The organism is Amycolatopsis deserti, from assembly GCF_014653945.1.
Taxonomy (GTDB): Bacteria; Actinomycetota; Actinomycetes; order Mycobacteriales; family Pseudonocardiaceae; genus Amycolatopsis_E; species Amycolatopsis_E deserti.
On record NZ_BNAU01000010.1, the window covers coordinates 195,146 to 207,485 of the forward strand.

Consider the following 12,340-nt stretch of genomic DNA (forward strand, 5'->3'; position numbering starts at 1 on the left):
ATGGCCGAGACCTCCCGCTTCACCCTGCACAACGGCCTGCGCGTAGTGCTCGCGCCGGACCCGACCGCTCCGGTGGTCGGCGTCGCCGTGCACTACGACGTGGGCTTCCGCTCCGAGCCGGAAGGGCGCACCGGGTTCGCCCACCTGTTCGAGCACCTGATGTTCCAGGGCAGCGAAAGCCTGGAGAAGCTCGCGCACTTCAAGCTCGTGCAGTCCAGCGGCGGCACCTTCAACGGGTCGACCCACCCGGACTACACCGACTACTACGAGGTCCTGCCCTCGGCGGCGCTGGAGCGCGCGCTGTTCCTCGAGGCCGACCGCATGCGCGCGCCGAAGCTGACGAAGGAGAACCTCGCCAACCAGATCGACGTGGTGAAGGAGGAGATCCGCCTCAACGTGCTCAACCGGCCCTACGGCGGGTTCCCGTGGATCCTCCTGCCGCCGGTGCTGTACTCGACGTTCCCCAACGCGCACAACGGCTACGGCGACTTCACCGACCTGGAGCAGGCCAGCCTGGACGACTGCGCGGCCTTCTTCGACACCTACTACTCGCCGGCCAACGCGGTGCTCACCGTCGCCGGTGACGTCGACCCGGACCGGGCCCGCGAGCTGATCGAGAAGCACTTCGGCGACGTGCCGCACCGCCCGGCGCCGCCGAAGCGCTCGTTCGCCGAGCCGCCGCCGTCCGGCGAGGTCCGCGGGAACCACACCGACCCGCACGCGCCGCTGCCCGCGCTGGCCGTGGGCTACCGGATGCCGGACCCGGTCGGCGAGCTGGACGCCTACCTCGCCAACCTGGTGCTGGCCGGGGTGCTGACCGACGGCGACGGCTCCCGGCTGCAGCAGCGGCTGGTGCACCGCGAGCCGCTGGTCACCGACATCGGCGCGGGCGCGGGCCTGTTCGGCCCGTTCGAGGCGCGCGACCCGGACACCTTCTCCATCACCGCGATCCACTCGCCGGAGGTCTCCGCGGAGCGGGTGCTGACCGCGATCGACGAGGAGCTGGAGAAGCTGGCGGCCACGCCGCCGGACGCCCAGGAACTGGCCAAGGTCACCGCGCGCTGGAGCGCGAGCCTGCACGCCGAGCACGACCGGCTGATGTCCCGGACGCTGTCGCTCGGCGCGTTCGAACTGCTCTACGGGGACCCGACGCTGGTGTCCCGGCTGCCGGACCGGATGGCGGCCGTCACCAGTGAAGACGTGGCCGCCGCCGCCAAGGCGCTGCGGCCCGACTCGCGCGCGGTCCTGCTCGTCGAGCCCGAAGGGGGAGCCAAGTGACTACCGCCGGACACCGCAGCGCCGAGGAGATCGGCCGCACCGCCACCGGGCCGCGCCCGGTCCCGGAGCTCGGCGCCCAGAAGGCCGCCGCGGACCTGTCCCATGTGGACACCGTGCTGTCGAACGGCCTGCGCCTGCTCGCGGTGCGCAAGCCGACCGTGCCGCTGGTCGAGCTGCGCCTGCGGATCCCGTTCGGCGGCACCGCGCCGCTGCACGCGGCCACCGCCGAGGTGCTCGCCGAGACCATGCTCACCGGCACCGCCCGGCGCGACCGCATCGAGATCGACACCGAGCTGGCGCTGATCGGCGGCGAGCTGGACACCGTGGTCGACCCGGAGCGGCTGACCATCTCCGGCAACGGCCTGGCCACCGGCCTGCCGACGCTGCTGGACGTGCTCGCCGACGCGCTCACCGCGGCGTCCTATGTGGACGAGGAGGTGGCGCGCGAGTCGGCGCGGCTGGTCGAGCGGCTGGCCGTGTCCCGCACGCAGCCGCGGGTCATCGCCCGCGAGGCGCTGCTCCGGCACGTCTACGGCGACCACCCGGCCACCCGCGAGGTGCCGCAGGCGGCCGACGTCGAGCAGGTCACGCCCGAGGCGGTCCGCGCGCTGCACACCGCCGCGGTGCTGCCGCGTGGTTCGGTGCTGGTGATCGTCGGCGACATCGACCCGGAGCGCATCGCCGGGGACGTCGAGCGCGCCTTGGCCGGCTGGTCGTCGGAGGCGTCCGCGGTGCCGATGCCCGGCCTGCCCGAGGTGACCGGCGGTGACCTGCTGCTGGTGCCGCGGGCCGGGGCGGTGCAGTCGCAGATCCGGCTCATCGCGGAGTCGCTGCCGCGCACCGACCCGCGGTACGCCGCGCTGCAGCTGGCGAACCTGACCTACGGCGGCTACTTCTCCTCGCGTCTGGTGGAGAACATCCGCGAGGACAAGGGCTACACCTACAGCGCGCACTCCGGGTTCGAGTTCACCGGCACCACCGCGACGGTCGGGGTCGACGCGGACACCGCGAACGAGGTCACCGCCGCCGCGCTGCTGGAGACCCGCTACGAGCTGGGCCGGCTCACGGTCGTGCCGCCGTCGGCCGAGGAGGTCGAGTCGGTGCGCCAGTACGCCGTCGGCTCGCTGCTCACCGCGACGTCCTCGCAGGCCGGGCTGGCCAGCCAGCTCGCCGCGCTGACCGCGGCCGGCCTGGGCACCGAGTGGCTGGCCGAGCACCCCGAGCGGGTCGCCGCGGTCACCGTCGACGAGGTCGCGCAGGCGGCGCTCGACTTCTTCGCCCCGACCCGGTTCACCGGCGTCGTGGTGGGCGACGCCGAGACGCTCGCGCCGCAGCTGACCGCGCTCGGCGGCGTCGTCGTGGGGGAGCCCGGGAAGTGACCGTCGCACCGTTCACGCTGGGCCGCCTGCCGACCCTGTCCCGGTCCACTGTGGACCGGCAGGAGATGTTGCGGACCAACCCGGAGCGCCTGCGCACCCGGTGGCCGGACGCGCAGGTGATGCTGCTGGACAAGCAGTTGCGGACGCCCGTCCGCGAGGGAGAGGCGGTGCTGGCGACCCGCAAGGCGCTGGCGTTCGGCGAGGAGCCGCCCACCGAGGCGGTGTTCCTGGGCGAGTGGCAGGGCGTCGACTACTGGGCGCTGCCGGGTGAGCCGGAGGGCGAACCGGAGCTCGTCGGGATGCCGGGCAGCTGGGGCGTGACCGAAGAGGTGCCCCGGGCCGGTGGCGAGCTGTGGGTGACGCTGCGCGCGTACGGCGACCAGCTGGACGACACGGCGGCCGGGCTGTTCACCACGGCCCAGGCGCTGCGGGTGTGGCACCGGCAGGCGCGGTTCTGCGTGCGCGACGGCAGCCCGACGCGGCTGGTGCAGTTCGGGTGGGCGTCGCAGTGCGAGGCGTGCGGCCGCGAGGAGTACCCGCGCACCGACCCGGCGGTGATCTGCCTGGTGCACGACGAGGAGGGCGTCAACGGCGAGCACGTGCTGCTGGCGCGGCAGCCGGTCTGGCCGCCCGGGCGGTACTCGGTGCTGGCCGGGTTCGTCGAGGCCGGCGAGTCGCTCGAAGGCTGTTGTGTGCGGGAGATCCGCGAGGAGGTCGGCGCCGACGTCCACGACGTGCGCTACCTGGGCAGCCAGCCGTGGCCGTTCCCGCGCTCGATCATGCTCGGCTTCACCGCCAAGGCCGACCCGTCCCGCCCGCTGGTCCCGGCCGACGGCGAGATCGAGGCCGCGCTGTGGGTGCCCCGCGCCGACGTGCGCGCGGCGTTCGAGGCGAAGGGCGAGCCGGTGCCGATCCTGGGCGGGGCGAGCGAACTGATCCTGCCGGGCAACTCGTCGATCGCGCGGGTGATGCTGGAAGCCTGGGCGTACGCCGACCGGGGCTGATGCCGAAGAACGGGCCTTCGGCGCGATGGTGCGCCGAAGGCCCGTTCCGGTTCAGGCGAGCAGCGCGCCCAGCGGCAGGATGATCACGATCGCCACCACGGAGATCACCGTCTCCATGATCGACCAGCTGCGGATCGTCTGGCCGACCGACAGCCCGAAGTACTCCTTGACCAGCCAGAACCCGGCGTCGTTGACGTGCGAGAAGAACAGCGAGCCGGCGCCGATCGCGAGCACCAGCAGCGCGGCCTCGGTGGGCGACATGGTGGCCGCCAGCCCGGACACCAGCCCGGCCGCGGACACCGTCGCGACCGTCGCCGAGCCCGTCGCGAGCCGGATCAGCACCGCGACCAGCCAGCCGAGCAGCAGTGCGGGGATGTTGGCCCCCTCGGCGAGCTGCGTGACCACGTTGCCGACGCCCGCGTCGACCAGGATCTGCTTGAACCCGCCGCCCGCGGCGACGATCAGGATGATCCCGGCGATCGGGCCGAGCGAATCACTGACCGTCGACGCCAGCCGGTCGCGGGTGAACCCGGCGGCGCGGCCCAGCGTGAACATGCCCAGCACCACGGCGGCGAGCAGCGCGATCAGCGGGTCGCCGACGAAGTCCAGCACGCGGCGCGCCGGGTTCCCGCTGCTCGCGACGATGTCCGCGATCGCCTTGCCCAGCATCAGGACCACCGGCAGCAGCACCGTCACCAGCGTCGCGCCGAAGCTCGGCCGCCGGCGCACGTCCTCGCTTCCGCCGGCCGCCGGGATCAGGTGCTCCGGCGCCTTGGCCTCGGGCACCCACCGCGCGGCGATCTTGCCGAAGACCGGACCGGCGATGATCACGGTCGGGATGGCCACCAGCAGGCCGAGGCCGAGCACGATGCCGACGCTCGCGTTCAGCGCGCCGGCCGCGGCCAGCGGACCGGGGTGCGGCGGCACCAGGCCGTGCAGCACGGAAAGCCCGGCCAGGGCGGGAATGCCGACCAGCATCAGCGGTTTGCCGCTGCGCTTGGCGACCAGCAGCACGACCGGGATCAGCATGACCAGGCCGATCTCGAAGAACATCGGCAGCCCGATCAGGGCGGCGACCAGGGCCATCGCCCACGGCAGCGCCTTCGACGAGGTGCGGGACAGGATCGTGTCGACGATCTGTTCCGCCCCGCCGGAGTCGGCCAGCAGCTTGCCGAGCATCGCGCCCAGCGCGATCAGCAGGCCGACCGACGCGACGGTCGAGCCGACCCCGCTGGAAAAGCTCTTGATCACTTTGTCGACCGGCAGCCCGCCCAGCAGGCCGACCACCAGCGATCCGATGATCAGGGACAGGAAGGCGTGCATGCGGGCCTTGCTGATCAGCACCACGATCAGGGCGATGCCGACCAGCGTCGCGACGACCAGCCGGGTGTCGGTCCCGGTCCAGGCGGCGGCGAGAGTACTCACGGCTGCTCCTTTGCCAGCTCGGTGAGCGCGCGGTCCAGGATCGCCGCCGGGGATTCCAGGATGTCGGCGACCATGCCGCGCTCATCGGTTTCGAGGGGTTCGAGGTCAGCGAGCTGGGAGTCCAGCAGCGACACCGGCATGAAGTGCCCGGTCCGCCCGCGCATCCGCTCCGCCAGGACGTCCCGCGGGCCGTCCAGGTGCAGGAACCACACGTCCCCGCCGGTCCGCAGCACGTCCCGGTAGCGCCGCTTGAGCGCGGACGACGACACCACACCGCCGGTGCGCTGGTGTTCGGAGATCCACGCCGCGATGGCGTGCAACCAGGGCCACCGGTCGTCGTCGTTCAGGGGATGGCCGGAGGACATCTTCTTGATGTTGGCCGGCGGGTGGAAGGCGTCGGCCTCGGCGTATTCGACGCCCAGGCGCTCGGCCAACGCCGAACCCACCGTCGTCTTGCCCGAACCGGCGACACCCATCACGACGATGACCGTCATTGGCTTCGCTCCTCAGACCTCGCTGTCACTCGATCAGTGCAACGCAAAAGTACTACTTATTCAACCCACAAGTACTACTTAATCGAATCAGTGGTTTAGCGTCACCTACGTGGCCGAGGGAATGCACGAGCGCATGCTCGACGCGGTGGGGACCGCGATCGCCTGTGGTGAACTGCCGCCGGGTTCGGTGCTGCGGCTGGAGGAGCTGCAACAGACCTACGGCGCTTCGCGGACGGTGGCGCGCGAGGTGGTGCGCGCGCTCGAGGCGATGCGGCTGACCACGAGCAAACGCCGCGTCGGCGTCACCGTGCGGGACTGCGCCGACTGGAACCACTACGACCCCCGGTTGATCCGCTGGCAGCTGGACAGCGAGCAGCGGGCGGTGGCCCTGCGCAACCTGATGGAGCTGCGGTGGGCGGTCGAACCGAGCGCCGCGCGCTTCGCCGCGATCCGCGCGACCCCCGAGGAGCGCGGACGGCTGCGTGCACTGGGTGCCCGGCTGGAGGTCACCGCACACGCGCGGGACCTGCACACCTTCCTCGGGCACGACATCGACTTCCACCACCTGGTGCTGGCGGCGTCGGGCAACCCGATGTTCACGCAGCTCTCCGAGGTGGTGGCGGAGGTGCTGACCGGGCGGACCGAGCACGGCCTGATGCCGGCGGAACCCCAGCCCGAGGCCGTCGCGCTGCACCTGGAGGTCGCCCACGCGATCGATTCCGCCGACGCGGACCGGGCCGAACGCGCGATGCGGGACATCATGGTCCAGGCGCGCGACGAGGTGGCACAGCAGTTCCAGTAGTCTCACGCCGGGATTCGACTTCGGGGGGCCACGAGTGAGTGCCGCACGGGCGATCGGACTGCTGCTGGGGGCGGCGGCGGACGGGGTGATCGGCGAGCCGAAGCGCGGCCGGCCGGTCACCGTGTTCACCCGCGCCGTCCGGGCGGCCGACGCGAACCTGCCCCAGCACCGCCTCGCCGGCGTCGCCTTCGCCGGCGGGCTGGCCGGTTCAGCCGTGGTGGCCGGGTTGCTGGCCGAGCGGTCGGTGCGGCGCAGCCCGGTCCTGCAGGCCCTCGCGACGGCGGTGGCGACCTGGGCGGTCCTCGGCGGCGCCGGTCTCGCCGCGGACGGCACCGAACTGGCCCGCGACCTGGAAGAGGGCGAGCTGGACGCGGCCCGCGAAACGCTGTCCGAACTGGACAGCCGGCAGACCGGCGGGCTGAACGTGGTGGGTCTGTCCCGTGCCTCGGTCGAGTCGGTCGCCCAGCACACCGCCGATGCCGTCGTCGGGCCGCTGTTCTGGGGCGCGGTCGCCGGGATGCCCGGCCTGCTCGCCGCGCGGACGGTGTCGGTGCTGCGCACCCTGGGCGATCCGACGCGGCCGGCCGGCTGGTTCGCCCGGCGCCTGGACGACCTGGTCAACCTGCTGCCGACGCGGTTCGCGGCCGCGTTGACCGTGACGAGCGCGCCGGTGGTCGGTGGTTCGGCAGCCGGGGCGTGGCGCGCCTGGCGGCGGGACACCGCGGCCCACCCGAGTCCGAACGCCGGTCGCATGGAGGCGGCGTTCGCGGGGGCGCTGGAGATCCGCCTCGGGGGCCGCACGGTCTACCCGCACGGGGTCGAGGAACTGCCGGTGCTGGGCGACGGCCGGAACCCGGACGCCGGGCACGTGACGCGGGCGGTCGAGCTGTCCCGGGTGGTCGGGTGGCTGGCCGGGGTCAGTTCCGCTGTGCTGGCTGGTCTGCTCGGTCTGCGGCGGTCTCGCTAGGCCCGGCCTCGCCCGCCCGTCGCCCGCCACCACCCTCAACGGAGGCGCTGCGCGCCGCTGCTTCGTCCTCGGCCAGGATCTCCGCGACCGACCGGCGCTTGCGCTTGTTCTTCTCGGCCATCTCGTTGAGCACGCCGCCGGGCTTCATCTCGCGGATCGTGAAGTAAAGCAGGCCGGCGATCGCCATGACGCCGAACGCGATCCACTGCAGGGCGTAGGAGAAGAAGGGGCCGGCGTCGGTCTGCGGCAGGGGGAGCGGGTTGAGCACGCCCGGCTGGTCGGAGTCGAGCTGGAAGTAGCCGCTGCGGATGTCCAGGCCGCTCGACCGCGCCACGACGCGGGAGTCGACGGTGTAGCTCTGGAGCTTGCCGTGGGTGGAGGCGTCGGCGAAGGCGTCGCGGTTCTTCGGGTCGTTCTCATCCTCCCGGATCCGCGCGACGATCGTCACGGTGCCCGCCGGGGGTGCGGCGTAGGGCGGGACCTCGGTGCGGGAGTCCGGCTGGAGGTAGCCGCGGTCGACGAGCACGATCTGGCCGTCGGTGGTGCGGAACGGGGTGAGCACCTCGAAGGCGGGCTGACCCTGAACGGTCCGCAACCGGGCGACGACTTCCTGCTCGGGGAGGTAGGTGCCGGTGATCTCGACGCGGGACCACTCGGTGTTCACGTCCGGCGTGGCGCCCCGCGGGAGAACGTCGTTCAACGGGCGTGGGTCGGCGGTGAGGGAGGCCTCGATGGCCCGGTTCTGGGCTTCGCGCTGGTCGTTGCGGGAGAACTGCCACGGAGACAGCAGCGTGAAGCAGGCGAACGCGAACGCGAGCACACCCACCACGAGGGCGAGCCAGCTCGGCCGGAGGAGGAACTTCAGCCGCACAGGTACACGGTAGGCGGTCCCCGGTAGGGGCGGTGTGGGGAGGTCAGCGCAGGGTGTGGCAGGTGACATCGGACTAGCGGTGGGGCTGCGCGCGCTCGGCGCCGCGCCCGGTGGGGGCAACGCCACGCCCGGCGGGCGTTTCGCGCTCGGGCGCCGCCGCGCCCCGGCGGGCGTTTCGCGCTCGGCCGCCGCCGCGCTCCGGCCGCCGCCGCGCTCCGGCGGGGCGCTTCGCGCCGCGGCTCCCGGTGGCCGCGCTGCTTCGCGCTCGGCTTTCGGCGCTCCGTGGAGCGCGCGCCCCGGCGGCGCGCCCTGCGAGGCGCACCGCCGCCCGCCTCGCCCGCGTTGTCCCGCTCCGCGCTGCCTACGCCCCGCTCCAGCGCCCCCCGCCCCGCGGGGCCCCGCTTCGCCCGCCCGGGGCGCCGCGTGCCGCGCGCCCTACGGTGCCTTGCCCCGCGCGCTTCGCGCCCCGCCCGGCGCTTCGCCCCGCGCCACCGCTTCGATCGGTGCTCGGCGCTTCCCTCCGCGCCCCGCTAGCGCTTCGGGCGCCCCGCGCCCCGCGCTCGGCGCCCCGCGCCCCGCGACCCGCTTCGCCGCGGGCCCAGCCGCTTCGCCCCGCGCGCCCTGCGGGCGCTCGGCGCCCCGCGCGCTTCGCGCCCCGCGACCCGCTTCGCCGCGCGCCCTGCGGGCACCTCGCCCCGCGCTCGGCGCTCCGCGCTCCGCGCGCTTCGCGCCGCGCTCACCCCGCCAGCTTCTCCGCCACCCGGAGCGCCTGCCGCGCGTACCCGGCCCCGAACACGGCCGCGTGCATGAGCAGCGGGAACAGCTGGTGCAGCTCCACCCGCTCGTGCCACCCGTCACCGAGCGGGGCGTCCAGGTCCTTCGCCGCCTCCTCGTACGCACCGAGGATGTGCTCCAGCAGCGGCGTCCCGAACAGGCGCAGCATCGCCAGGTCCGTCTCGCGGTGGCCGCCGTGGGCGGCGGGGTCTATCAGCCACACCGCGCCCTGCGCCCAGTGCACGTTGCCGCTCCACGCGTCGCCGTGGAGGCGGGCCGGCGGTTCGGCCGGGACGCCCAGCTCGGGCAGCCTCGAGCACACCCGCTCGAACACCGCGGCCTGCCCGGCGTCGTACAGGCCCTGGTCCACGCACATCCGCACGTACGGCAACACGCGGTACGAACCGTAGAACTCCGCCCAGTCGGCGCACGGCTCGTTGCGCATCGGCGCCAAACCCATCCACGCGTCGGCCGGTCCGCCCGGCGGGGGCGATCCGTACGCGGGCGCGCCCCGCAGGTGCAGGCGCGCCAGGCCGCGTCCGAACGCTTCCGCCGCGTCGGCCTCGGGATACGTCGGCGGCACGTACTCCATGACGATCCACTCGTCGTCGTGCGCGTGGACCCGCGGGACCGGCACGTCGCCGTGCTCGCCGAGCCAGCGCAGCCCAGCGGCCTCGGCGTCGGTCGCGCCCGGGCCGCTGCCCTGCTTGGCGACCAGCACGCCACGCACCTCGGCCGTCACCAGGCACACCGCGCCACCGCTGCGGCGCACCCCGGTGACCGGGACTCCCAGCAGCCGTTCGACGGCTTCGCGCGCGCTCATCGGTGTCGATGTACCCAGTCCAGCAGCCCCGGAACGGCGGCTTCGATCATTTCCAGCACCTTCTCGTATTCCTCGGCCCGGCCGTGGTACGGGTCGGCGATTTCCGCCCCGGGCGGTGCCTCCGGGTCGAACTCGCGCAGCAGCCGCACCCGCCCGGCACCGACCTTCGCGCTGAGCACCTCCGCGTGCTCCCGGCCCGCGGCGAGGAAGAGGTCGGCGCCGAGGTGTTCGTCGCCGAGCTCGGTGGCCACGTGTTCGCCACCGTAACCGTGCGCGGCGAGAACCGCACGGGCGCGCGGGTCGGCGGGTTCGCCGGCGTGCCACCCGCCGGTGCCCGCGCTGGTCACGCGCACGTCGTCGAGGCCGGCCCGGGCCAGGTGGGCGCGGAACACCATCGCCGCCATCGCCGAGCGGCAGGTGTTGCCCGAGCACACGAAGCACAGGTGCATCAGAGCCTGGCCTTCGCCCAATCCAGCAGCGCGGGGACGGTCCGCTCGACCATGGCGAGGACCTCGGGGAAGCCGTCGTCGCCGCCGTAGTACGGGTCCGGCACCTCGGCACCTTCGGGCGCCTCCGGGTCGAAGGACCGCAGCAGCCGCACGCGCGACGGGTCGTCCACCATGCGCCGCAGCTCCCGCAGGTGGCCCTGGTCGGCGGCCAGGAGCAGGTCGGCGGCGAGGTGGTCGCTGTCGACCTGCGCGGCCACGTGCTTCCCGCTGTAGCCCGCCTCGCGCAGCGTGTCGCGGGCACGCGGGTCGGCCGGTTCGCCGACGTGCCACGGCCCGGTGCCGGCGCTGGTGACGCGCACCCGGTCGGCGAGCCCGGCGCGTTCGAGGTGCGCCCGGAAGACGATGGCCGCCATCGGGGAGCGGCAGATGTTGCCGGAACAGACGAAGCAGATGTGCAGGCTCGGCTCGGTCACACCCCGCAGTGTGCCCCACGGCCCATGCGAAGATCGGCCCATGCCCGCGCTCGCCGAAGTGATCGCCGCCCTGGAGGACGCCTACCCGCCCGCGCTCGCGGAAAGCTGGGACGCCGTCGGCCTGGTCTGCGGCGACCCCGCCGAGCCGGTCACCGACGTCCTGATCTGCGTCGACCCGGTCGCCGCGACCATCGACGAGGCGATCGAGACCGGCGTCCAGCTGGTCGTCGCGCACCACCCGCTGCTGCTGCGCGGCGTGCACGGCGTGCCGGCCGACACCCCGAAGGGCGCACTGGTGCACCGGCTCATCCGCGCCGGCATCGCCCTGTACTGCGCGCACACGAACGCCGACTCCGCGAATCCGGGCGTGTCCGACGCGCTCGCCGAGGCGATCGGCCTGCGGGAGCTCCGCCCCCTCGACCCGCACCCGGACGGCGCCACCGGCCTTGGCCGCATCGGTGAGCTGCCCGAGCCCGAGCCGTTCGCCGAGTTCGTGCGCCGGGTGGCCGGCGCCCTGCCGCGCACCGAGCCGGGCGTCCTCGGGGCCGGCGACCCCGATCGTCTGATTAGGACGGTGGCGGTCTCCGGCGGGGCCGGGGACGGCTTCCTGGGCGCCGCCACCGCCGCCGGGGTCGACGCCTACGTCACCGCCGACCTGCGCCACCATCCGGCGGGCGAGCACCTGGAGACCGGCCCGGACGCGCCCGCCCTGGTCGGCCTGACCCACTGGGCCAGCGAGTGGCCGTGGTGCGGTCAAGCCTCGGCGGTCCTGCGTGCCGCCTTTGCGGGTAACGTCAACGTGCACGTGTCCGCGCGCCGAACCGATCCGTGGACCATCCGCGCGTAATCCGAGGGAGTACCAGTGAAGGCAGAGCCAGCCGTCCAGCGTCAGCTGCTCGAGCTCGCGAAAGTGGATGCCGAGCTGTCCCGCGTCGAGCACCGCCGCCGCACCATGCCCGAGCTCGCCGAGATCGAGGGCATCCAGAAGACCCTGCGCGAGCTGCGCGACACCGCGATCCGGCACGAGACCGCGGCCTCCGACCTGGACCGCGAGATCGCCCGCCAGGAGAAGGAGATCGAGTCGGTCCGGGCTCGCGAGGACCGCGACCGCAAGCTGATCGACGGCGGCACCCTCCCGGCCAAGCAGGTCGCCGACCTGCAGCACGAGCTGGAGACCTTGGCCCGGCGCCAGAGCGCGCTCGAGGACGACCTGCTCGAGCTGATGGAGCGCCGCGAGGCGCTGGGCCTGGACGTGCAGCGCACCGGCGCCGAGGTGGACAAGACCGAGCAGGCGCTCGCCGACGTGGAGAGCCGTCGCGACGACCTGCTCAAGGACCTGGACACCACGAAGGCCCGCCGCGAGGAGGACCGCGCCAAGCTGGTGCCGCGGTTCCCGGAGGGCCTGCTCAAGCTGTACGAGCGGGTCCGCGCGCACAAGGGCATCGGCGCCGCGCTGGTGCGCGCACGCAAGTGCCTGGCCTGCAACATGGAGTTCGACCGCAACACGGTGTCCGAGCTCAAGGCGGCCGCCGAGGACGAGGTCGTGCAGTGCGAGAACTGCGGCGCGATCCTGGTGCGGACCGTGGAGTCGGGTCTGTGAG

Annotated in this window: 13 protein-coding genes; 7 read left to right on the top strand and 6 right to left on the bottom strand. The window is 73.6% G+C overall.

Annotated features, from left to right (window positions below; translation table 11 throughout):
• Genes IE290_RS33345 through nudC form a run of 3 tightly spaced genes read left to right on the top strand, consistent with a single transcriptional unit; the run spans position 1 to position 3,661 of the window.
• Complete coding sequence (locus IE290_RS33345; RefSeq protein WP_229874861.1) at positions 1–1,278, top strand: M16 family metallopeptidase; 1,278 nt, start codon at positions 1–3, stop codon at positions 1,276–1,278.
• Entirely contained in the window at positions 1,275–2,657 is a 1,383-nt protein-coding gene (locus tag IE290_RS33350; protein ID WP_191248709.1) for a M16 family metallopeptidase, read from the top strand. Before IE290_RS33345 ends, IE290_RS33350 begins: the two co-directional genes overlap by 4 nt.
• Positions 2,654–3,661: an NAD(+) diphosphatase gene (gene nudC, locus IE290_RS33355; protein WP_191248710.1), complete on the top strand. Its 1,008-nt coding sequence runs from the start codon at positions 2,654–2,656 to the stop codon at positions 3,659–3,661. Before IE290_RS33350 ends, nudC begins: the two co-directional genes overlap by 4 nt.
• A 51-nt stretch (positions 3,662–3,712) precedes the next feature.
• On the opposite strand, the gene IE290_RS33360 is transcribed toward nudC, so the two are convergent.
• The gene (locus IE290_RS33360) at positions 3,713–5,086 is read right to left on the bottom strand and encodes a GntT/GntP/DsdX family permease (RefSeq protein WP_191248711.1); all 1,374 of its coding nucleotides are present in this window, start codon (positions 5,084–5,086) and stop codon (positions 3,713–3,715) included.
• Positions 5,083–5,580, bottom strand: a complete 498-nt coding sequence (locus IE290_RS33365) for a gluconokinase (RefSeq protein WP_191248712.1) — start codon at positions 5,578–5,580, stop codon at positions 5,083–5,085. The genes IE290_RS33360 and IE290_RS33365 overlap by 4 nt, the downstream gene beginning before the upstream one ends.
• A 133-nt stretch (positions 5,581–5,713) precedes the next feature.
• On the opposite strand from IE290_RS33365, the gene IE290_RS33370 reads away from it, so the two are divergent.
• Complete coding sequence (locus IE290_RS33370) at positions 5,714–6,382, top strand: FadR/GntR family transcriptional regulator (RefSeq protein ID WP_191248765.1); 669 nt, start codon at positions 5,714–5,716, stop codon at positions 6,380–6,382.
• 34 nt (positions 6,383–6,416) lie between these two features.
• A complete protein-coding gene (locus tag IE290_RS33375) occupies positions 6,417–7,349 on the top strand; it encodes a cobalamin biosynthesis protein CobD/CbiB (protein WP_191248713.1) in 933 nt (310 codons plus the stop codon).
• Here the strand turns inward: IE290_RS33375 and IE290_RS33380 are convergent.
• The 4 genes from IE290_RS33380 to IE290_RS33395 all read right to left on the bottom strand — a co-directional run bounded on the left by IE290_RS33380 (position 7,300) and on the right by IE290_RS33395 (position 10,781).
• Positions 7,300–8,220, bottom strand: a complete 921-nt coding sequence (locus IE290_RS33380) for an SURF1 family cytochrome oxidase biogenesis protein (protein ID WP_229874862.1) — start codon at positions 8,218–8,220, stop codon at positions 7,300–7,302. The two genes, IE290_RS33375 and IE290_RS33380, sit on opposite strands and share 50 nt — an antisense overlap.
• A gap of 736 nt (positions 8,221–8,956) precedes the next feature.
• Positions 8,957–9,817 carry a fructosamine kinase family protein gene (locus IE290_RS33385; protein ID WP_191248714.1) on the bottom strand — a complete coding sequence of 287 codons (861 nt, stop codon included), beginning with the start codon at positions 9,815–9,817 and terminating at the stop codon, positions 8,957–8,959.
• Positions 9,814–10,269 (bottom strand): low molecular weight protein-tyrosine-phosphatase, encoded by a 456-nt coding sequence (locus tag IE290_RS33390; protein WP_308431404.1) that lies wholly within the window; start codon positions 10,267–10,269, stop codon positions 9,814–9,816. The genes IE290_RS33385 and IE290_RS33390 overlap by 4 nt, the downstream gene beginning before the upstream one ends.
• A complete protein-coding gene (locus IE290_RS33395) occupies positions 10,266–10,781 on the bottom strand; it encodes a low molecular weight protein-tyrosine-phosphatase (RefSeq protein WP_373300602.1) in 516 nt (171 codons plus the stop codon). Before IE290_RS33395 ends, IE290_RS33390 begins: the two co-directional genes overlap by 4 nt.
• Here IE290_RS33395 and IE290_RS33400 point away from each other — a divergent pair.
• Both IE290_RS33400 and IE290_RS33405 read left to right on the top strand, forming a co-directional pair.
• Positions 10,780–11,586, top strand: coding sequence for a Nif3-like dinuclear metal center hexameric protein (locus IE290_RS33400; protein ID WP_191248717.1), 807 nt, complete (start codon positions 10,780–10,782; stop codon positions 11,584–11,586). The two genes, IE290_RS33395 and IE290_RS33400, sit on opposite strands and share 2 nt — an antisense overlap.
• 15 nt (positions 11,587–11,601) lie before the next feature.
• A complete protein-coding gene (locus IE290_RS33405) occupies positions 11,602–12,339 on the top strand; it encodes a zinc ribbon domain-containing protein (protein WP_191248718.1) in 738 nt (245 codons plus the stop codon).
• The last annotated feature ends 1 nt before the right edge of the window (position 12,340 follow it).

Bases quoted from the DNA above. Each gene is read 5' to 3' on its own strand.
- IE290_RS33345 (WP_229874861.1), top strand. From the start codon at position 1: ATGGCCGAGACCTCCCGCTTCACCCTGCACAACGGCCTGCGCGTAGTG.
- IE290_RS33365 (WP_191248712.1), bottom strand. From the start codon at position 5,580: ATGACGGTCATCGTCGTGATGGGTGTCGCCGGTTCGGGCAAGACGACG.
- IE290_RS33370 (WP_191248765.1), top strand. From the start codon at position 5,714: ATGCTCGACGCGGTGGGGACCGCGATCGCCTGTGGTGAACTGCCGCCG.
- IE290_RS33385 (WP_191248714.1), bottom strand. From the start codon at position 9,817: ATGAGCGCGCGCGAAGCCGTCGAACGGCTGCTGGGAGTCCCGGTCACC.
- IE290_RS33400 (WP_191248717.1), top strand. From the start codon at position 10,780: ATGCCCGCGCTCGCCGAAGTGATCGCCGCCCTGGAGGACGCCTACCCG.
- IE290_RS33395 (WP_373300602.1), bottom strand. From the start codon at position 10,781: ATGGGCCGATCTTCGCATGGGCCGTGGGGCACACTGCGGGGTGTGACC.